General features: G+C 43.5%; 23 protein-coding genes. 20 read left to right on the forward strand and 3 right to left on the reverse strand.

Annotation, left to right across the window (positions count from 1 at the left end; translation table 11 throughout):
• The first annotated feature begins 456 nt into the window (after positions 1–456).
• From map to G4D82_RS13675, 7 genes are all read left to right on the forward strand, one after another.
• Positions 457–1,275: a type I methionyl aminopeptidase gene (gene map, locus G4D82_RS13645; RefSeq protein WP_166337855.1), complete on the forward strand. Its 819-nt coding sequence runs from the start codon at positions 457–459 to the stop codon at positions 1,273–1,275.
• 72 nt (positions 1,276–1,347) lie between these two features.
• Positions 1,348–1,722, forward strand: coding sequence for a GxxExxY protein (locus tag G4D82_RS13650; protein WP_166337856.1), 375 nt, complete (start codon positions 1,348–1,350; stop codon positions 1,720–1,722).
• 49 nt (positions 1,723–1,771) lie between these two features.
• Positions 1,772–2,539, forward strand: a complete 768-nt coding sequence (locus G4D82_RS13655) for a class I SAM-dependent methyltransferase (RefSeq protein ID WP_166337857.1) — start codon at positions 1,772–1,774, stop codon at positions 2,537–2,539.
• 75 nt (positions 2,540–2,614) lie between these two features.
• Entirely contained in the window at positions 2,615–3,868 is a 1,254-nt protein-coding gene (locus tag G4D82_RS13660) for a type IX secretion system plug protein (protein ID WP_166337858.1), read from the forward strand.
• Between the two features lie 71 nt (positions 3,869–3,939).
• Positions 3,940–4,326: a Co2+/Mg2+ efflux protein ApaG gene (gene apaG / locus G4D82_RS13665; RefSeq protein ID WP_166337903.1), complete on the forward strand. Its 387-nt coding sequence runs from the start codon at positions 3,940–3,942 to the stop codon at positions 4,324–4,326.
• Between the two features lie 325 nt (positions 4,327–4,651).
• On the forward strand, positions 4,652–6,280 hold the full coding sequence (pruA, locus tag G4D82_RS13670) for an L-glutamate gamma-semialdehyde dehydrogenase (RefSeq protein ID WP_166337859.1): 1,629 nt from the start codon (positions 4,652–4,654) through the stop codon (positions 6,278–6,280).
• A gap of 109 nt (positions 6,281–6,389) precedes the next feature.
• Positions 6,390–7,403: a T9SS type A sorting domain-containing protein gene (locus G4D82_RS13675; protein ID WP_166337860.1), complete on the forward strand. Its 1,014-nt coding sequence runs from the start codon at positions 6,390–6,392 to the stop codon at positions 7,401–7,403.
• Between the two features lie 58 nt (positions 7,404–7,461).
• Here the strand turns inward: G4D82_RS13675 and rsmG are convergent, their stop codons facing one another.
• On the reverse strand, positions 7,462–8,091 hold the full coding sequence (gene rsmG, locus G4D82_RS13680; protein WP_166337861.1) for a 16S rRNA (guanine(527)-N(7))-methyltransferase RsmG: 630 nt from the start codon (positions 8,089–8,091) through the stop codon (positions 7,462–7,464).
• A 103-nt stretch (positions 8,092–8,194) separates the two neighbouring features.
• Here rsmG and G4D82_RS13685 point away from each other — a divergent pair, with 103 nt between their 5' ends.
• From G4D82_RS13685 to fabD, 11 genes are all read left to right on the forward strand, one after another.
• Positions 8,195–9,289, forward strand: coding sequence for a fatty acid desaturase family protein (locus tag G4D82_RS13685; protein ID WP_166337862.1), 1,095 nt, complete (start codon positions 8,195–8,197; stop codon positions 9,287–9,289).
• A gap of 59 nt (positions 9,290–9,348) precedes the next feature.
• Positions 9,349–10,536: a pyridoxal phosphate-dependent aminotransferase gene (locus G4D82_RS13690; RefSeq protein ID WP_166337863.1), complete on the forward strand. Its 1,188-nt coding sequence runs from the start codon at positions 9,349–9,351 to the stop codon at positions 10,534–10,536.
• A gap of 15 nt (positions 10,537–10,551) precedes the next feature.
• Positions 10,552–10,899, forward strand: a complete 348-nt coding sequence (locus G4D82_RS13695; RefSeq protein WP_166337864.1) for a DUF6370 family protein — start codon at positions 10,552–10,554, stop codon at positions 10,897–10,899.
• 39 nt (positions 10,900–10,938) lie between these two features.
• Positions 10,939–11,514, forward strand: a complete 576-nt coding sequence (locus tag G4D82_RS13700) for a Crp/Fnr family transcriptional regulator (RefSeq protein ID WP_166337865.1) — start codon at positions 10,939–10,941, stop codon at positions 11,512–11,514.
• A gap of 234 nt (positions 11,515–11,748) precedes the next feature.
• The gene (locus G4D82_RS13705) at positions 11,749–12,465 is read left to right on the forward strand and encodes a pirin family protein (RefSeq protein ID WP_166337866.1); all 717 of its coding nucleotides are present in this window, start codon (positions 11,749–11,751) and stop codon (positions 12,463–12,465) included.
• A gap of 10 nt (positions 12,466–12,475) precedes the next feature.
• Positions 12,476–12,760 carry a GNAT family N-acetyltransferase gene (locus G4D82_RS13710; protein WP_166337867.1) on the forward strand — a complete coding sequence of 95 codons (285 nt, stop codon included), beginning with the start codon at positions 12,476–12,478 and terminating at the stop codon, positions 12,758–12,760.
• A gap of 11 nt (positions 12,761–12,771) precedes the next feature.
• Positions 12,772–13,182: an OsmC family protein gene (locus G4D82_RS13715; protein WP_166337868.1), complete on the forward strand. Its 411-nt coding sequence runs from the start codon at positions 12,772–12,774 to the stop codon at positions 13,180–13,182.
• A gap of 2 nt (positions 13,183–13,184) precedes the next feature.
• Positions 13,185–13,409 (forward strand): (4Fe-4S)-binding protein, encoded by a 225-nt coding sequence (locus G4D82_RS13720; protein WP_166337869.1) that lies wholly within the window; start codon positions 13,185–13,187, stop codon positions 13,407–13,409.
• Positions 13,406–13,618: a hypothetical protein gene (locus G4D82_RS13725; RefSeq protein WP_166337870.1), complete on the forward strand. Its 213-nt coding sequence runs from the start codon at positions 13,406–13,408 to the stop codon at positions 13,616–13,618. The genes G4D82_RS13720 and G4D82_RS13725 overlap by 4 nt, the downstream gene beginning before the upstream one ends.
• Positions 13,619–13,624: 6 nt before the next feature.
• Complete coding sequence (locus tag G4D82_RS13730; protein ID WP_166337871.1) at positions 13,625–14,152, forward strand: NADPH-dependent FMN reductase; 528 nt, start codon at positions 13,625–13,627, stop codon at positions 14,150–14,152.
• A 42-nt stretch (positions 14,153–14,194) separates the two neighbouring features.
• Positions 14,195–15,067 carry an ACP S-malonyltransferase gene (gene fabD, locus G4D82_RS13735; RefSeq protein WP_166337872.1) on the forward strand — a complete coding sequence of 291 codons (873 nt, stop codon included), beginning with the start codon at positions 14,195–14,197 and terminating at the stop codon, positions 15,065–15,067.
• A 101-nt stretch (positions 15,068–15,168) separates the two neighbouring features.
• Here fabD and galE read toward each other — a convergent pair whose 3' ends face one another.
• Together galE and G4D82_RS13745 are read right to left on the reverse strand one after the other, a co-directional pair.
• The gene (gene galE / locus G4D82_RS13740) at positions 15,169–16,182 is read right to left on the reverse strand and encodes a UDP-glucose 4-epimerase GalE (protein WP_166337873.1); all 1,014 of its coding nucleotides are present in this window, start codon (positions 16,180–16,182) and stop codon (positions 15,169–15,171) included.
• 118 nt (positions 16,183–16,300) lie between these two features.
• Positions 16,301–17,431, reverse strand: a complete 1,131-nt coding sequence (locus tag G4D82_RS13745) for a DegT/DnrJ/EryC1/StrS family aminotransferase (protein ID WP_166337874.1) — start codon at positions 17,429–17,431, stop codon at positions 16,301–16,303.
• Positions 17,432–17,531: 100 nt separating this feature from the next.
• Here G4D82_RS13745 and G4D82_RS13750 point away from each other — a divergent pair, with 100 nt between their 5' ends.
• Both G4D82_RS13750 and G4D82_RS13755 read left to right on the forward strand, forming a co-directional pair.
• A complete protein-coding gene (locus G4D82_RS13750) occupies positions 17,532–18,773 on the forward strand; it encodes a 3-deoxy-D-manno-octulosonic acid transferase (RefSeq protein WP_166337875.1) in 1,242 nt (413 codons plus the stop codon).
• Between the two features lie 13 nt (positions 18,774–18,786).
• Positions 18,787–20,970, forward strand: a complete 2,184-nt coding sequence (locus G4D82_RS13755; protein WP_166337876.1) for a S46 family peptidase — start codon at positions 18,787–18,789, stop codon at positions 20,968–20,970.
• The last annotated feature ends 89 nt before the right edge of the window (positions 20,971–21,059 follow it).

A 21,059-nucleotide genomic window follows, 5' to 3' on the forward strand; every position in this document is an offset into this window, starting at 1 on the left:
TATGATTTGTGGAAAGTGACAACAGGTAAATGACATCAATAGCTTTGCGCCTTGGCGTCTTAGCGAGATTTAATTTTCTCGCAGAGGCGCAAAGACGCGAAGTTTTGCACAATGGTTTTCTATGGGCTAATCCTGATTGGGAATTTCAACTATGATTTGCGAAAAGCGAAGGCAGAGTGAGTTTTTGGATAGATAGGACCGCTGCGCTAGGGCCGAGCGTTAAGAAACAGTCCGGTGGACTGTTTTAGAGAAGGAGCCAGGAGGCGCGATGGCAAAAGACCGCTTCGCTGTAGGACAGAATCGCATTGGAACCGATAGCCCTAGCCCGGATAGCAGCGGCATCTTTTTGCGGCGGGGTTCGCCGTAAAAAATAGAGCGGACAGCCGGATGAGCTTCTAAAAAATAACATCAATTTCACAAAGTAAAAGTGTATTTTTGCGGCCTGAATCTTAGCATATGATTATCCAGAAAACACGCGAAGAAATTGAGCTGATGCGCGAAAGTGCGCTGATCGTTTCCAAAACTTTAGGCATGATTGCGGGCGAAATCAAACCCGGCGTGACCACATTATACCTTGACAAACTGGCCGAAGAATTCATTCGCGACCACGGTGCGGTGCCGAGCTTTTTGGGGCTTTACGGCTTTCCGAATTCACTTTGCATGAGCCCGAATGCGCAGGTGGTTCACGGTATTCCGAACAACAATCCGCTGCAGGAAGGCGATGTGATTTCGGTGGATTGCGGCGCTTTCAAAAATGGTTTTCACGGCGACCACGCTTACTCGTTTGAGATTGGCGAAGTAGCTCCGGAAACCAAGAAATTGTTACAGGTGACTAAGGAATCTTTGTATGTCGGGATTCGTGAATTCCGCGTTGGAAATCGTGTGGAAGATGTGGGAAATGCCATTCAGAAATATACCGAAGCGCATGGTTATGGTGTTGTTAGAGAACTCGTCGGTCATGGTTTAGGACAGAAAATGCACGAAGATCCGGAAATGCCGAATTACGGTAAAAAAGGCCGTGGCAAATTGTTCGTGGAAGGCATGGTCGTAGCCATCGAACCGATGATCAACATGGGCACACGCAACATCAAACAGCTCAAAGACGGCTGGACGATTTTAACAGCTGATGGGAAACCGAGCGCACATTTCGAACACGATGTGGCGATTATTGACGGCAAACCGGAATTGCTTTCGACTTTTGCTTACATCTATAAAGCGTTGGGCATTGAGAGTAATGAAGAAGATGAATTCAGACGTGAGCCTTTGAAGATCTAAACACAGATTTCACGGATTATCACAGATTTTGCAGAATATCAGAAAATTATACAAGCCTTAAAATGATTTTATATGCCACGTTTTTATTTGACCGAACAAACCTATCGGATTATTGGGGTTTGTATGGAAGTTCACAAAATTCTCGGGAAAGGACATTCTGAAGTGATCTACGGAGATGCAATTGAGTACGAATTTGTAAAAAATAAAATCCCTTTTGAAAGGGAAAAGAAATATAACATTACTTATAAGGATATTGTTTTGCCGCACCACTATTATTCTGATTTTGTTGTTTTCGATGAAATCATTTTAGAGATAAAAGCAATTCAATGCTTGACCAGTAGTGAAACCAAACAAACTTTGAATTACTTAGCAGCTTCCAAAAACAAATTAGGATTATTAGTAAATTTTGGAGAAGACAGCTTGAAGTATCGACGAATAATATTGTAATCAATAATTTGTGCAAATTCGTGCAATTCGTGTTTGCCTATTTTCTTTTATGAAATCTGTGTTCAAATTTATTTTAAATACCATTCCGCGCCCATTGCTAATCCGGTTGAGTTACCTCACACGGCCGATTCTGGCTTTGGCGTTGAAAGGCAACCGCTACACCGACCCGATTGATGGGAAAAGTTTCCGCAGTTTTTTGCCCTACGGTTACAGCACGCAGCGCAATAATGTATTGTCGCCGAGTACGCTTTCACTAGAGCGCCACCGTTTGCTTTGGTTGTATCTGAAAAACGAAACCGATTTTTTCACCGCGCCGAAGAAAGTGTTGCACTTCGCACCCGAGCAAGCTTTCTACCAACTTTTCCGCAATCAGAAAAATCTAGATTATACCACGACCGATTTGCTTTCTCCATTGGCTGATGTGAAAGCAGACATTTGCAACCTTCCCTTTGAAGACAATACCTACGACGTAATTCTTTGCAACCACGTTTTGGAACATATTCCCGACGATACCAAAGCGATGCAGGAACTTTACCGCGTTTTGAAACCCGGCGGATTGGGCATTTTTCAGATTCCACAGGATTTGAGCCGCGAGACCACTTTTGCCGACAACAGCATTACCGACCCGAAAGAGCGCGCAAAAATTTTCGGGCAATACGACCATGTGCGCGTGTACGGCCGTGACTACTTCGAGAAACTCCGAAGCATTGGTTTTGAGGTTCAGGAAGTAGATTATACTAAGTCACTTTCCCCTGAATTGGTGGAGCGTTATTGTTTGGCGCCGGGCGAAATCATTCCGGTTTGCAGCAAAAAATAAATGCCACAAAAGTTAATTTTCGTGGATTTCAAATCAATATAGTCTTATATTTACTGCTACAGAAATTCAAGCACTATGTTTAGAAACTTTTACGCGATTTTATTATTGGTGGTTTTTTCAATGACAACCTACGCTCAAGTAGAAACCGAAATCGTTCCGCCTTACAATATCAAAACAGTGACTTTCGTCCAAAACGGACAAAACATTATCCCGATTTTCCAACTCGGCGATACTTTCGAATTGCAGTTCGATGATTTATTCGGCAACGAAGCCAACTACTATTACCAAATCGTACATTGCGATTACGACTGGAAACCTTCGCAACTTTCGATCAACGAATACCTGCAAGGCTTCGACAACCAACGTATTTTGGATTATACCAATTCATACAACGCACTACAGCTTTATTCGCACTACAAAATCCAATTTCCGAACAAAAACACCCGTTTTCGGGTCAGCGGTAATTTCATCATAAAAATTCTCAACGAAGACCGAGAGGTAGTTTTCTCACGCAAGTTCATACTGTATGAGAATTTGGTCAGTGTTACTTCGCAAGTCAAAAGAGCACGCACCGTAGCCGATGTGAATACCAAGCAAAACATGGAGTTCACCATCAAATCTTCCAACATTACCTTTCAAAGCCCACTGAGCAACGTAAAAATTTTATTGTTGCAAAACGGTCAGTTCAACACCGCTATTACCAATGTGAAACCCATGTTTACCATTGGCAACGACCTGATTTACAAATACGACAAAGAAACCCAATTTTGGGGCGGCAACGAATTCCGTTGGTTTGAAAACAAAGACATCAGAAACGCGGTGAACAATGTGGCGCGAATCGATTCACAAGGCGGCGTTTACAACGGCTATTTGTATCCAGACGAAGGGCGCGCCGGACAGCCTTATACATATAACCCAGATTATAACGGAAACTTTCTCGTGAAGAGCATCAATACAGAAAACAGTGAAATCGAAGCCGATTACGCCTGGATTTTCTTTACCCTTTCTGCTCCTTCATACTACGGCAAAAAAGACATTTATGTGAATGGCATGTTCAACAATTATGCGCTGTCTGCCGAAAACAAAATGGATTACAACGCCGAGAAAGGTGTGTATGAAAAAGCCATCATGATCAAGCAAGGCTTCACCAACTACCAATATGTCGTGGCCGATAAATCAGGAAAGGTAGACAGCGAAAACGCCATCGACGGCAATTATTTCCAAACCGAAAACAACTATTTCACGCTGGTTTATTACAAAGAAAACAACCAACGTTACGACCGTATTATCGGTAAAACTGTAGTCACTTCTGAAAACATTATCAACTAGAAAATTTAACTTTAAATTAGCCGCTGGCATTCAATTTTTCGTAAATTTGACAGCAATTGATTAAGAAAATCATGGTTTCACAAATCACTAGAGGTATAAAAATTTCGGTTTTGACGACTTTTGAAGGCACGTACTTCAAGAATCACAAAATCCATTTTGCCTTCAGTTACGAGATTTCGATTGAAAACCACAGCAAAGATTCCGTGCAGCTCACTTCGCGCCACTGGGAAATTTTCGATTCGCTCAACGACATGGAAACCGTAGATGGCGAAGGCGTTATAGGCAAAAAACCAGTGCTCAAACCTGGCGAGACGCATACCTACAATTCCGGTTGTTTGCTGGCTTCTCCGTTTGGTGCCATGCGCGGCCACTTCAACATGATCAATTTTTCTTCGGCCAGAAATTTCAAAGTCATCGTGCCGACCTTTAAGCTTAGTGCTCCTTTTGCTTTAAATTAGCAGCTTATCCAGCCATCCGCTACAAGTTTTTGTGTGCCCATCTTTTTTTGAACGGCAAAAAAAGAGCTCCTTTTAGTTGCTTTTTTTTACCAACAAAAAATAGCCGGCCACCCAAAAAGCTTTCCACTACTGTCTGGGCTAAACCCCTCGAAACCAAAGCACACTTTTCCAAATTTTGAACATTAACTTTACAATAAACCTTTGTACTTTTGTAACCGAATTAGAAGCAAGAAGCAAGAAGTATTCTCAATCGGAACGAAATGTCTTGGCTCTCGTATCTTGACTCTTTTACCTTTCTAAAAAACAACAACTAATACCCAAAAATATGCTCAAAGGATTTTTTCACGTACCCAAAGCAGTTAACGAACCTGTAAAATCGTATGCTCCGAATTCGCCAGAAAAAGCCGCTGTGCTTGCCGCTTATAAAAAAATGTGGAACGAAAAAATCGATGTCCCGCTTTACATCGGCAGTGAGGAAATCCGCACCGGAAATACCCGCAACATGACCGCGCCACACGACCACCAACATGTGGTAGGAACTTATCATTTGGCCGAAAAATCACACGTCGAGAAAGCCATCGCCAACGCACTTGAATCTAGAACCCGTTGGGCCAATATGGCTTGGGAACAACGCGCTGCCATTTTCTTAAAAGCCGCCGAACTCATTGCTGGTCCGTACCGCGCCAAAATCAATGCGGCCACGATGATTGCCCAGAGTAAAAATATTTTTCAAGCCGAAATCGACGCTTCTTGCGAATTGATTGATTTCTTAAGATACAACGTCGAGTTCATGACGCAAATCTACAACGACCAGCCCAAATCGGATTCTGCCGTTTGGAACCGCTTGGAATATCGCCCACTAGAAGGCTTTATTTATGCCATTACGCCTTTCAACTTTACCGCAATTGCTGCAAACCTTCCGGCGAGCGCTGCCATGATGGGCAACGTAGTGGTTTGGAAACCGAGTGACAGCCAAGTATTTTCGGCCAAAGTCATCATCGATGTTTTTAAAGAAGCCGGTCTTCCTGATGGCGTGATCAACGTAGTTTTTGGCGATGCACAAATGATTAGTGAAACGATTTTTGCCAGCCGTGATTTTGCGGGCGTACACTTCACCGGATCCACACACGTATTCAAAGACATCTGGAAAACTATCGGTGGCAACATTCACCATTATAAAACGTATCCGAGAATTGTGGGTGAAACCGGCGGAAAAGATTTCGTTTTGGCCCATCCATCAGCCGATGTAAGCCAAGTGGTAGCCAACACTTTGCGCGGCGCTTTCGAATTCCAAGGGCAAAAATGTAGTGCGGCTTCCAGAGCTTACTTCCCAAAATCGCTTTGGCCGGCCATTAAAGAAGAAATGGGTAAAGAGCTCGCCAGCATGAAAATGGGCAGCCCCGAAGATTTTTCCAATTTCATTACCGCCGTGATCCACGAAGGCTCGTTTGACAAATTGGTAAGCTATATTGAGCAAGCCAAAAAAGACACCGATGCCGAGATTATCTTTGGCGGCAATTACGATAAATCTAAAGGATATTTTGTTGAACCTACGGTGATTCTCGCATCGAACCCGAAATACACCACCATGGAAACCGAGCTTTTCGGGCCGGTGCTTACGGTATATATCTATGAAGATGCCAAATGGAACGAAACTTTGAAACTCGTTGATGAAACTTCAGAATATGCTTTAACCGGAGCCGTGTTTAGCCAAGACCGTTACGCGATTGAAGAGGCAACCGTAGCTTTACAAAATGCAGCCGGTAATTTCTATGTAAACGACAAACCTACCGGAGCAGTCGTCGGCATGCAGCCCTTTGGTGGCGCCAGAGCTTCGGGAACCAATGACAAAGCCGGTTCTGCACTGAACTTATTGCGCTGGGTTTCTCCAAGAACCATCAAAGAAACCTTTGTAACGCCTAGAGATTATCGTTATCCGTTTCTAGGCGAATAGTGAAAAAGCGAATAAAATTAAGAGGTCTGGAATAGTTCAGGCCTTTTTTTATACTGTTGATTATCAGTTTTTTTTCTTACATTCGGGACGTCAATTCAAAATCCTTATTATGAAAAAAACTTTACTTTGTTCAATATTATTAATAGCCAGTTTGGGTTTCGCGCAAACGCCGATTAGTTCCTATTACGGACAAGATCAAGCGGCATACGCACTAGGTCAATCTGCCGCGCCTTTAGACCAATCTGCAACCGGAGCCAATATTAATTGGAATTTTACTCTGGAACCCGCTGGTACTTCAATCCATACTTTTGGTGACTTGAGCGCAGAAGAACTCGCCAGTTATCCGGGGTCGAATTTCGAAGAAGATGTTCTTTGGACTCCTTTGTCAGGCACACCATCAGAATCTGCGATTTACTCCCGGAATGTTTCTAGTACCGTGTCATTGACCGCTTTTAGAAACGACCTGCTCGAACTCAACTGCAACACCAACAATGCCACAATCGGAGCGTTTCCGATGAATTATGGCTTTAGCAATACCGATCCGATTGCCGGAACCTACCAATATGACACTTATAGCGGTACTTTTACCGGAAATATAGTAACTACTGTAGATGCCTACGGAACGCTGACCGTCAACATTGGTAGTGTGCCAGCAGGTAGTAGTGTGACACGACTGAAAACTGTGCAGACGATTTCACTTTTTTACGGCCCATTTCCGGCTAGTGTCGGTACGGCTACCCAAACGACTTATTCATACTACGGCAGTATCGGGGTTCCGTTGCCTTTGATGCGCACCAGTAACACCGTGATTAATGTTCCTTTGCTTTCGGTCAATACGAACACCACCGATATCGAAGTTTTTGAGGCCTTGCTATTGTCGACCGACAGTTTTACGACGTTGAATGATTGGCAGGTGCAAAACCCAATTGGTGACTTGATGGAGATTAGGTTAAAAGACCTCAGCGTGGAATCAGTTCGAATTACCGACCTAACCGGAAAATTAGTTCTGGAAGCTAAAACAAACAATGCCTCTATTGATGTAAGTCAGCTCAGCAAAGGAATCTACGCCCTGACTGTTATGACGAACCAAGGTGCCCGAACACAAAAAATTGTAAAAAATTAGCGTTTCGCTATCACTGCAAAAAAAGCCACGGAACACAAAATGTACTGTGCCTTTTTATTTACGGTTTAAACTTCAATGGCAAATGCACCACTTTTTTGGTTTCAAAGAATTCATCGTCGAAAAAATCAGCGATGTTGTATTGTGTTGCCCTCGTAAATGAAGCCAATTCTTCAGTCAAGTCGCCTCCCTTGAGGTAAAGAATGCCGTTGTGTAATTCGTGTTTGTTTTGCTTCTTGATTTTGTCTTTAATCCAAGAAACAAAATCGGGCATATTGGTCACGGCGCGGCTTACAATGTAATCAAAATCGCCTTTGACATTTTCGGCGCGAATTTGCTCAGCTTTGACATTCTGAAGACCTATGGATTCAGCTACAGCTTTGACCACATTAATTTTCTTAAGAATTACATCGATCAGGTAAAACCGCGTTTCGGGAAATAATATCGCCAACGGAATTCCGGGAAAACCGCCACCGGTGCCAACATCCAAAATAGACGTTCCGGGTTCAAACGGCTGCACTTTCGCAATGGCTAATGAATGTAAAACGTGCTTGGTATACAACGCATCGATATCCTTTCTGGAAATTACATTGATTTTGGCATTCCAATCTTGGTACAAAGCTTCAAGCTGCCTGAATTGACGGATTTGTTCGTCCGTTAGATTGGGAAAATAGCGAAGGATTTCGTCCATACTTTTTTTAACAAAAGTAATACTTTAGTGTTGAAATTTTTATGGGAACTTTGGCTATCCAAAAATTATTAATAAGTACATTTGCCGCATTATTTCCCCAATTATGAGTACAACCGTTCCGACTTTTTCAACCCAAGATAACTTGAAGTTTTTCAGAACTTTGAATTCACGCGTCAACAATTACTTCAAGGAAAACAACATCCCGAAAACCGGAAACTGGAAAATACACCTCAAGGCCATCATTCTTTTTACCGTTTTTCTGACACCTTACTTAATGATTTTAAGTTTGGAAATGTCAATATGGTACCAGCTTTTGCTAAACATCTTAATGGGTGTCGGAATGGCTGGCATCGGAATGAACGTCATGCACGACGGCAACCATGGCGCTTATTCCTCGAAATCGTGGGTCAATAAAATCATGGGCGGCAGCATTTATGTTTTGGCCGGAAATGTATACAACTGGCAAGTACAGCACAATGTTTTGCACCACACTTACACCAACATTCACGGCCACGACGAAGATCTTGAAGCCGGACGAATTATCCGATTTACGCAAGATGCGCCTTGGTATAAATTCCACAAGTTTCAGCATTATTATTCGTTCTTTTTGTACGGATTGCTCACGGTGAACTGGGCGCTCACGACCGATTGGAAACAAATGCGCAGCTATCTGAGAAGAAATCTGTCATACGGTGCGGCACAAAGCCCAGCCAAACTTTGGACGGTTTTGGTCATCACTAAAATCATTTACGCCCTCATTTGGATTGTGTTGCCCATTTTGGTTGGAGTAACTTGGTGGAAAGTGATTCTCGGTTTCTTTGTGATGCATTACACCGCAGGAATCATACTAAGTATCGTTTTCCAATTGGCTCACGTAGTAGACGATACTGCCAATCCGGTGCCGAATGAAAACGGAGAAATCGAAAACACTTGGGCCATTCATCAGTTGTACACTACCGCGAATTTCGCCCCGAAAAATAAAATCGTGAATTGGTTTACCGGCGGATTGAACCATCAAATCGAACACCACTTGTATCCGCATATCAGTCACATCCACTACGGGAAAATTGCAGAATTTGTCAAGCAAACTGCCAAAGAGTGTAATCTTCCTTATCACGAATTCAAAACAACGCGCTCAGCCATCTGGGCACATTTCAAACATTTAAAGAATCTGGGCCAGAAACCACAACTCGCCTAAATTTAAAGACGCCAACCACGCGTCTTTTGCTTTTTAATAAGACCCGAAAAATTACAAGCATGGAGCATTTCCTTTCAGAGAGAATCAATAAGTTATCGACTTCACAAACCCTCGCCATGGCAGCATTGGCCCGAGAACTCAAAGCACAAGGCAAAGACATCATCAGCCTAAGTTTGGGCGAGCCTGATTTCAATACACCTGATTTTGTCAAAGAAGCTGCAAAAAAAGCCATCGACGATAATTACAGCACCTATACGCCGGTGGATGGTTATGCTGATTTGAAGGAAGCCATTTGCCGCAAATTCAAACGCGACAACAATTTAGATTACAAACCTGCGAATATCGTGGTGTCGACTGGCGCGAAACAATCGTTGTACAATATTGCGCAAGTCATGCTCAACGACGGTGACGAAGTAATTTTACCAGCGCCTTATTGGGTAAGCTACTACGAAATCATCAAAATGGCCGGTGGCATTCCGGTAGAAGTACCGACTTCAGTCGAAACTGATTTCAAAATCACACCCGAGCAACTTGAAAAAGCCATTACACCAAAAACCAAAATGATTTGGTATTCTTCGCCTTGCAACCCTAGTGGCTCTGTTTATAACCGCGAAGAAATGACCGCATTGGCTCAGGTTTTAGAAAAACACCCGAGTATTTTTGTGGTAGCTGACGAAATCTACGAGCACATCAACTTTTCTGGAACTTTTTGCAGCATCGCTTCAATTCCGGGCATGTTCGAGCGAACGATTACTGTTAATGGAGTAGCCAAAGCCTTTGCCATGACCGGTTGGAGAATCGGTTACATCGGCGCGCCAGAATTTATCGCGAAAGCTTGTACCAAAATGCAAGGACAAGTCACCAGTGGCGCGAATTCGATTGCCCAAAGAGCCACGATTGCCGCTGTAGATGCCGACCCGAAAGTATTGCAGCACATGGTGGAAGCCTTTCACCGCAGACGTGATTTAGTCGTCGGTTTGGTGAAGCAAATTCCGGGTTTCAAACTCAATGTTCCCGAAGGCGCTTTCTACGTTTTCCCTGATATTTCGTATTATTTCGGAAAGACTTTGCGCGGAAAACTAATCAACAACGCCGACGATTTCTCGATGTATCTTTTATCTGAAGCCAATGTAGCTACAGTTACCGGCGACGCTTTCGGAAACGCCAACTGCATCCGTTTTTCTTATGCCACCAGCGAAGATTTGCTTACCGAAGCGATGAAAAGAATTAAAGAATCAGTATCTTAACTGAAAATTATTATCATGAAAAAAATAAGTACATTTTTATTGGTCTTTTTTTGTTTGGCGATACAGGCACAAACTGGAGCCAAAAGCCAAATAGTCGAAGCTTCTTGCGGCCAATGCCAATTCGGAATGAAAAGCAAATCAGGTTGTGATTTAGCAGTGCGTATTGACGGAAAAGCTTATTTCGTAGAAGGCACCGACATTCACAAACATGGTGATGCTCATGCTGCCGACGGATTTTGTTCGGTGGTCCGGAAAGCTGAAGTGACCGGCGAGGTCAAAAACGACAAATTTGTAGCGACCAGTTTCAAGTTGCTTCCCATGCAACAGCACCAACATTCGGAACACGACGGACACAAACATTAAAAGACCAGCGGAACTCACTTCCGCTTTTTTTTTATTCCTATGGATAGGATTCTTCAAAATATCTCCAGAATTGTTGCACTGACTCCGCAGGAACAGGAATTGTTTTTATCGAAAATCGAAACCAGAGACTACAAAGCCAAAACCCTTATTTTGAACGCGGGTGAGATTTGCCAGTATTCGTATTTCGTGAATTCGGGTATCCTGCGCAGTTTCAATATCAATGACAACATTGTAGAACATGTGTTGGCTTTTGCTTGTCATGGCTGGTGGATTAGCGATATGTATAGCTTGCTTTCGCAAAAACCCGGCAACCTGTTCATTGAAGTGCTGGAAGATGCCGAAGTGGTTTTGCTCTCTAAAGAAAATCAGGAACAACTGTATCTGGAAATCCCGAAACTCGAACGTTTTTTTAGGATATTGACCGAAAACTCGCTCGTCGCGCATCAGGAACGATTGATGGATAACTTGAGCTTATCCGCTGAAGACCGTTTTGAAAAATTCTGCTCAAAATATCCCACCTTGATTCAAAAAGTCCCGCAGAAACATATCGCTTCTTATATTGGTGTGACTCCTGAATTTTTTAGTAAAATGAAAGCGCGGTTGTTGAAGAAGTAGCGCTGTTTATATACCAATGCGTGAGGGATAGCAGTGAAAAGCCCGCAGCCCAGCGAGGACTTGCAACGAATAGCCCGACGGCGGCGCAATAGATTCGTTTGCAAACTGGATTGGAATGCCGCCGGCACGCCCCAACCAATAACAAACAACCGACAACTTCTTAACCTAGATTAAGTGCTTGCAAGAACTACCCCGCGTACCTTTGTATCGTAATAATACTTAAATTTATACGATATGAACAATACAGTAATTCACCCAGCCAATACCAGAGGTCACGCCAATCACGGCTGGCTCGATGCCCACCACACTTTCAGCTTTGCGAGCTATTATGATCCGAACCGCGTTCAGTTTGGTGTTTTGCGTGTTCTGAACGATGATATTATCGCACCGGGCATGGGTTTCGGAACGCATCCGCACGACAACATGGAAATTATCACCATTCCGCTCGAAGGCGACCTCGCGCACAAAGACAGCATGGGCAATACCGAAGTGATCAAATTCGGCGATGTGCAAGTCATGAGCGCCGGTACCGGAATCCAACATTCGGAATTCAACCCGAATCACGACCAAAGAACCAATTTATTGCAAATCTGGGTTTTCCCTAAACACCGTAATGTCGAGCCTCGTTATCAGCAAATCACACTTAATGTCACCGACCGCCACAACCAATTCCAGCAAGTGCTTTCACCTAATGCTGATGATGACGGCGTTTGGATCCATCAGGATGCGTGGTTCCACATGAGCAATATGGACGCAGGAACTTCGCTGGAATACAAACGCAAACTCGAAGGCAACGGCTTGTATGTTTTTGTGATTAAAGGAAACGTAACCGTGGACGGACAAGATTTATCCCAACGCGATGGTATGGGTTTTACCAATTTTGAAAAAATAACTTTCGAGGCCACTTCTGATGCAGAAATTTTGCTAATGGAAGTTCCGATGCAACAATAAATAAAATATCATGAGCGAAACAGTAGGAATGGAACGAAGCGGCAACAAAGGACATTTCTTTGTAAAAGCCGATGGCAAGCAAGAAGCGATGATGACTTTCGTTTTTGCAGGTGAAGACAAATTCATCATCGACCATACGGAAGTAAACCCAGGAAACAACGGCAAAGGTTACGGTAAGAAAATGGTGTTGGCGGCCGTAGATTACGCTCGTGAAAACCACTTCAAGATTTTGCCGCTTTGCCCTTTTGCCAAAAGTGTTTTCGACAGAACACCCGAAATTCGAGACGTTTTATAAATCTGAATCCGATGGCAAATCTTTTAGAAGACAACCTAATTGGCAGCATTAGCAAGCAGAAATACCTTTGCACAATCAATTGGAGAAACGGCATATTGGTGATGGACGAACCGGTTTCAATCGGCGGGCAGGATTTGGGCCCGGATCCTTATTCTACTTTGTTGGCATCTTTGGCCGGTTGCACTTTATCGACTTTAAGAATGTATATCGACCGCAAAGGCTGGGATGTTCCCGAGATACAAGTCTCGTTGAACATGAGTCAAGAAAACGCAAGCGAATTGATTACGAACATTGAACGGGTGATTTCGTTTCCGCAACCCTTGGCGCCAGAAATCAAAGACCGACTTTTGTTTATTGCCGAAAAGTGCCCAGTATCGAAAATGCTCAAAAATAAAATCAATATTAACTCAAAAACTTTATAACCATGGATCCGAAAAACCTCACCAAAGAATACAGCAACGGCGAAGTGACCATCGTCTGGAAATCGGGCTTATGCGAGCACGCCGCCGAATGTGTACGCCACAATCCGGAAGTTTTCAAGCCGCGAGAAAAACCTTGGATCCACGCCGAGAATTCGACTACTGAAAAAATTATCGAAACCGTAAAAAAATGCCCTTCAGGCGCACTGACTTTTTATCTGAACTCATGAAGCCACCTAAAAAATGGAAATTTGCCTTAATGGTTTGGATGGCCATTTATCCGGCGATTACCTTGCTTTCGTATGCGATTGGTGACGCACTTAAAGCGCTGCCCATTCCCGCAAGAACACTTATTATGACCGGAATTCTGGTGCCGCTAATGGTGTATTTGCTATTACCGATGCTCAGAAAAATTCTGGGAAACTGGTTAAACACTTAAAAACTAATGAAAAAAATTATTGCCTTTGGCGGTTCCTCGAGCCGCAATTCGATTAACAAACAACTGGCAGTTTACGCTGCGAATTTATTTGAAAATGCCCAAGTCGAAGTACTCGATTTGAACGATTACGAAATGCCACTGTTTTCAGTAGACCGCGAAAAAGAAAACGGCATTCACAACTTAGCCCATGACTTTTATGCCAAGCTAGGCAGCGCCGATTTAATCGTGATTTCGCTGGCCGAGCACAACGGTGCTTATTCGAGTGCTTTCAAGAACATCCTCGACTGGACCTCGCGTATCAACAACAAAACTTTTCAGCAAAAGCCGATGCTATTGATGGCCACTTCGCCCGGAGCCCGCGGTGGCGCGACCGTTTTGGATATCGCGTCAAAGCGTTTTGCGTTTCAAGGCGCTGAGTTGAAAGGAACTTTCTCACTACCGACTTTCTTTGAAAACTTCGACGCGGTGCATGGCATTATCAACCCGGGACACAAAAAAGAATTGGACGATATTATTCAATCGATCGAGTTTTGATTTAATTGTTATTTTTGTTGCTCAAACTTGTAAACTCGCAACATGAAAGCATACGTTTTTCCGGGCCAAGGCGCCCAATTTACCGGAATGGGTAAAGACTTATACGAGAATTCGCCACTGGCCAAGGAATTATTCGAGAAAGCCAACGACATTTTAGGTTTCCGCATCACCGATATCATGTTCGAAGGAACAGCCGAACAACTCAAGGAAACCAAAGTGACGCAGCCTGCGGTATTCCTACATTCTGTAATCTTGGCCAAAACATTAGCCGATTTTGCTCCAGAAATGGTCGCCGGGCATTCTTTAGGGGAATTTTCAGCTTTGGTCGCCAATGGAACCTTATCATTTGAAGACGGATTGAAACTGGTTTCACAGCGCGCAATGGCGATGCAGAAAGCCTGCGAGATTACCCCAAGCACTATGGCCGCAGTACTTGGTTTAGATGATAAAACGGTGGAAGACGTTTGCGCTTCAATTGATGGTGTAGTAGTCGCTGCGAATTACAACTGCCCGGGACAACTCGTAATTTCCGGTGAATTTTCAGCCGTGGAAAAAGCTTGTGAAGCGATGAAAGCCGCCGGTGCAAAAAGAGCCTTATTACTGCCTGTTGGCGGCGCCTTCCACTCTCCAATGATGGAACCCGCAAGAGAAGAATTGGCCGCAGCGATTGAAGCCACTGAATTCAAAACGCCGGTTTGCCCGGTTTACCAAAACGTAACAGCCAATGCCGTTTCGGATGCTGCCGAAATCAAGAAAAACTTGATTATCCAATTGACGGCTCCGGTCAAATGGACGCAATCGGTACAACAGATGATCAAAGACGGAGCCACGAGTTTCACCGAAGTCGGCCCGGGAAAAGTTTTGGTCGGTTTGGTGAATAAGATTGATAAAGACGTGGAAACCATTTCTGCTTAATTAGCAAGTTGTAGCTAAAAAATTAAAAATCCCGGACTTAAAAGTCCGGGATTTTCATTTAGATCCAAAAGAATTATTAACTATTAATTATTCATTATTAATTAACTCCTTATTTTCTGTTCCCATTTCCAGGCGTAAGTCAAAGCTTCTTCTAGAGTAGATTGTGCTTTCCAACCTAAAACCTCGTTGGCTTTGTCAGTACTGGCGTAGGCCGAGATGATATCACCTTCTCTTCTACCCACAATCTTGTAGGGCAATTTTTTGCCGCTCACTTTCTCAAAAGTATTGATCACTTCCAGTACTGAGCTTCCGGTGCCGGTACCTAGGTTGAACACTTCTACTTTCTCCAAGTTCTTTTTAGCAAGTAATCTTTGCAAGGCGACCACGTGTGCTTTGGCCAAATCAACTACATGAATATAGTCTCGGATGCAGGTACCGTCTGGTGTTGGGTAATCATCGCCGTAAACCGAAAGTTGTTCGCGCAAGCCGATGCCGGTTTGGGTAATGAATGGAATCAAATTCTGTGGTACTCCGATTGGCAATTCTCCGATATGTGCTGTTGGATGCGCTCCTATCGGATTGAAATAACGAAGTAAAATAGAATTGATGTTGCTTACTTTACAAACTTCGTTGATGATTTCCTCGCCGATTTGTTTGGTGTTTCCGTAGGGCGAAACTGCCGGTTTTACTGATGCGTCTTCAGTGATTGGCATTTTGTCGGCTTCTCCGTAAACGGTACAGGAAGAACTGAAAATAAAATGCGCTTCGGGCTTTTGCTGCAATTGTTGCAAGATATACACCAGCGTATTGATGTTGTTCTCGTAATACAATAGCGGGTTTTCGACGCTCTCGCCGACTGCTTTGGAAGCTGCGAAATGGATGACTCCGGATACATCAGCATGTCTTTTAAAGAAATCCTCGACTGCGGGTTTATCGCGTAAGTCCATTTTCTCGAAAATTGGTTTTTTGCCCGTGATGGCCACGATACCGTCGAGCACGTTTTCTGAAGAATTGGAAAGGTTGTCGATGATGACCACTTCAAAACCTTCGTTCTGCAATTCGACTACGGTGTGTGAACCGATGAAACCTAAACCTCCTGTGACTAATACTTTCATTTTCTGGATTGTTGTTGATGTTTGGGTGGAAGCCCTAGCCCTGATTGAAGCGGTTATCCTTTTGCGCCATTTTCGGCGGAAAAGATAGTAGCGTAAAGCAGGTTCCCGGCTCCTGATTCTATTTAAAAAATTCTTTAACGGTATTGGTAATGTATGCAATCTGCTCGTCATCGAGTTCGGTGTGCATCGGCAACGAAATGACTTCCTTGACGAGTTGGTTCGTGATCGGGAAATCTTCCTCTTTGTAGCGCGGGTCAAGGTAAGCTTTCTGGCTGTGCAGCGGAATCGGGTAATAGATGGCGCAGGGAATGCCTTTGTCTAGCAAGTGCTGCATGAGCCCATCGCGGTCGCCATTGATGATGCGGAGCGTGTATTGGTGGAACACATGGCAATCGCAAATATCGCAAATCGTTGGGGCGACGATGTTCGGATGGCCTTCAAACGCTGCGGAATATTTGCGGGCGGCATCTTGACGGGCAGCTCCGTATTGGTCTAAAAATGGCAACTTAGCGTTAAGCACTGCGGCCTGAATGCTGTCAAGCCTTGAATTCACGCCGACTACATCGTGGTGGTAACGCACATACATGCCATGATTCACAATGCCCCGAATGGTGTGTGCAAGCTCATCGTCGTTGGTGAAAATCGCGCCGCCGTCTCCGTAGCAACCCAAGTTTTTAGATGGAAAAAACGAAGTGGATGAAACGTGACCAATGGTTCCCGCTTTCTTTTTAGTGCCGTCTGAGAATTTGCAATTGGCACCAATGGCTTGGGCATTGTCTTCGATGACGTATAGATTATGCTCGTTGGCAATTTGCATGATGGCTTCCATATTGGCCGCGCGGCCGAACAAATGCACCGGAACAATCGCCTTAGTTTTTGGCGTGATGGCTTTTTTAATCGCCTCAATCGAAATGTTCATGTTAACCAAATCGACATCGACCAAAACCGGTGTAAGCTGCAAAAGGGCAATGACTTCAACGGTAGCTGCGAAAGTGAAATCGGCGGTAATGACCTCGTCTCCGGGTTTTAGGCCCAAGCCCATCATGGCGATTTGCAAGGCATCGGTTCCGTTGGCGCAAGGAATCACGTGTTTCACGCCCAGGTATTCTTCGAGGTTTTTCTGGAAAGCGTGTACTTGTGGACCATTGATGTATGTGGTGGTATCGAGCACTTCCTGAATAGAAGCATTGACCGTTGCAGCGATTTTGTCGTATTGACTTTTGAGGTCAACCATTTGGATTTTTCTCATCAATTGCAAAAATTTAATTCGCGACAAAATTAGCAATTTAATGCAGCAAACCACAAAATTTCTATAAAGTGGTGTATTTTAGCGACGCAATTACTCGACTATGTTTTTTTGGTACCAACTTATCGTGGCCTTCGCGGGTTTTGTGGTGAAAGTCTTGGCGGTTTTCAGCCCAAAAATGAAGCTTTTCTACGAAGGACGAAAGGTAGTTTTCAGTACTTTACGCGATAAAATCCACGCTGGTGATAAGACCATTTGGTTCCATGCCGCTTCACTGGGCGAATACGAGCAAGGCCTTCCGGTGATGGAGCAAATCAAGCAAATGTATCCGAACCATAAAATTGTACTGACGTTCTTTTCGCCTTCGGGTTATGAAATCAGAAAAAACAATACCGTGGCTGATGTTACTGTTTATTTGCCGCTTGACAGTAGAAGCAATGCCATTCGGTTTATTGAGATTGTGCAGCCCGAATTGGTGTTTTTCATCAAATACGAATATTGGCCGAATTACCTGAAAGTTTTGCAAGAAAAGTCGATTAGGACGTTTTTGATCTCGGGGATTTTCCGAAAAGACCAAGCTTTCTTTAAATGGTACGGCGGATTTTACAAAAACGCCCTGCAGGGTTTCGAGCATTTCTTTGTGCAAAACTCGGGTTCAAAAGACCTTTTATTGTCACTCGGTAAAACCAATGTAACCGTTTCGGGCGACACGAGATTTGATCGTGTGGCCACAATTCTGCAAAAAGACAACCATCTTGATTTTATTTCGGAATTCAAAAACGATGCGCTCACCATTGTGGTAGGCAGCAGTTGGCCCAAAGACGAATCGTTGTTGGTGAACTTCATCAACACCTCCAATTTACCAGTAAAGCTCATCATCGCGCCACATAATATTAAGGAAGAACAAATCGGGAATTTGCGGAAATCAATTACCAAGAAAACGGTGCTCTATTCAGAAAAGGAAAATAAAACACTGGCTGACTTTGAAGTTTTCATCATCGACACGATTGGCATCTTGACTAAAATTTACAGCGAGGCCGATATTGCTTATGTCGGTGGCGGTTTCGGAAATCCGGGCGTGCACAATATTTTAGAACCGGCAACTTTTGGTGTTCCGATTCTCATCGGGCCGAACTATTCGCACTTTGCCGAAGCAACAGCACTGGTGAATATGGGCGGTTGTGTTTCGATTTCTGATGCTTCAGAATTGCAAACGACACTCGAAAAATTGATCCTAGATGTTACAATCCGGGCCGAAAAAGGACACATCTGCAGCACTTTCGTTCAGATGAATACCGGCGCGACTGCTTCCATTTTAAATTACATCCAACAAAATAAAAACTAAACCAATTCAATTTATGAAATCACTCAAATTACTCCTTTTATTATTGGTCTTTCAGATGCAAGCGCAACAAGGCGGTATGTGGATTCCGTCGTTATTGCAAGGCATGAACGAAAGAGAAATGAAAAATCTGGGCATGAAAATGTCGGTCGAAGATATCTACAGCGTCAACAAATCGAGCCTTAAAGATGCTGTTCCGCATTTCAATGGCGGCTGTACTTCGGAGGTGATTTCGCCCAAAGGATTAATCTTGACCAACCATCACTGCGGTTTTGATGCCATCCAGACCCATTCTTCGGTGAAAAACGATTACCTGACCAACGGCTTCTGGGCCTATAAAATGGAAGACGAATTACCCAACGAAGACCTTGAAGTGACGTTCATTGTGCGCATTGAAGATGTTACCGCGAAAGTACTCGAAGGTATTGCGACACTGACTTCTGAAGCCGATAAGCAGAAAAAAATCCAGGAGAATATTGCTTCACTCAGCAAATCACTTCCGAAAGAAAGCTGGCAGGAAAACAAAATTAGAACCTTTTACGAAGGCAACCAATACATGCTGTTCGTGACTGAAACTTTTAAAGATGTGCGTTTGGTAGGTGCGCCGCCATCGGCCATCGGGAAATTCGGTTCGGATACGGATAATTGGGTTTGGCCCAGACACACCGGTGATTTTTCTTTGTTTAGAATTTACGCCGACAAAAACAACCGCCCGGCTGCTTACTCAAAAGAAAACGTTCCTTATGTACCGAAACATTTTCTACCCATTTCCCTCGACGGCGTTGCCGAAGATGACTTTACTTTAGTATTTGGTTATCCGGGAAGAACCAGCGAGTATCTTCCGGCGGTGGCGATTGAACAAATTGTCAATGAACTGAATCCGGCGAAAATCGAAGTGCGAGACAAGGCGCTTAAAGTACAAGACGGTTTCATGCGCAAAGACAACGCAATTAAAATACAGTATGCTTCTAAATATGCCGGTATCGCTAACTATTGGAAAAAATGGATCGGGGAAACCCAAGGTTTGAAAAAGTCGAATGCAATTGAAATTAAAAAGAAACAAGAAGCTGCCTTTCAAGACAAGGTTGTCAAAGCCGGAAAGCAGGCTGAATATGGCAATTTGTTGGCTGACTTCGAGAAAAACTACAAAGAAATTGCGCCATATGCTTTGAGCCGCGATTATTTTATTGAAGTCGTTTTGCGCAACACCGAACTGCTGAGCGTGACTTATAAAATGTACCAGCTCGAACAACTTCTAAACAATAAAGGCGAGCAGGCATTCAATGACAGAAAAACCAACCTCATCAACGGACTGGGTGAATTCTACAAAGATTTCAATGCGGCCGTAGACGAGAAAGTATTCGAACAATTGATTGACCTTTACATCAAAAAATCTCCGAAACAGTTTGTGCCGGAAAGTTTGAACAATGTGAACATCAAAGCCTTGACTGCCGAAGTTTACGGACAATCTGCGCTGGTAGATTATAAAGACGTACGCGAACTACTTACCGGCGATAGCAAAACCGTGATTGAAAAACTCAAAAATGACAAGGCTTATCAGTTGGTAAGGGAAATGGCCGACAAGTTCACCAAGGAAGTCGCACCCAAATATGACGAAATCAATCTTCGCATCAGCTCGTTGCAACGCACTTACATGAAAGCCCAATTGGAGCTGAACAAAGAGGCTCGAAATTTTCCCGATGCCAACAGCACTTTAAGAGTAACCTACGGAAAGGTAAAAGGATACGAACCGAAAGATGCCACGATTTATAAACCTTTCACTTATTTAGATGGTGTACTGGAGAAATATATTCCGGGCGATTACGAATTTGATGTTCCAAAAAAACTCATCGACTTATACAACGCAAAGGATTATGGTATTTATGGGAAAAACGGAAAAATGCCGGTTTGTTTCATCGGAACCAACCATACCACCGGTGGCAATTCCGGAAGTCCGGCCATTGATGCACAAGGGAATTTAATAGGTTTGAATTTCGATCGCGTTTGGGAAGGAACTATGAGCGATATTTACTACGATCCGGCCATTTGCAGGAACGTTATGGTGGATATTCGGTACGTTTTATTCATCATGGACAAGTATGCAGGCGCCAAAAACCTGATCGACGAGCTAAAAATTGTTCATCCAAAACAGAATATAAGCACCACAAAAATCAAAAAATTAAGATATAAAAAAAGATAAATAATACATATTAACTTTTTTATTGAAATTTTCATGAAAATTATTCATCGGATTTTTATGGCATAGTACTTGTAAAATGCGCGGCAGTG

Origin of the sequence: Flavobacterium lotistagni (assembly GCF_011392125.1) — a bacterium.
In the GTDB taxonomy this organism is placed as follows: Bacteria; Bacteroidota; Bacteroidia; order Flavobacteriales; family Flavobacteriaceae; genus Flavobacterium; species Flavobacterium lotistagni.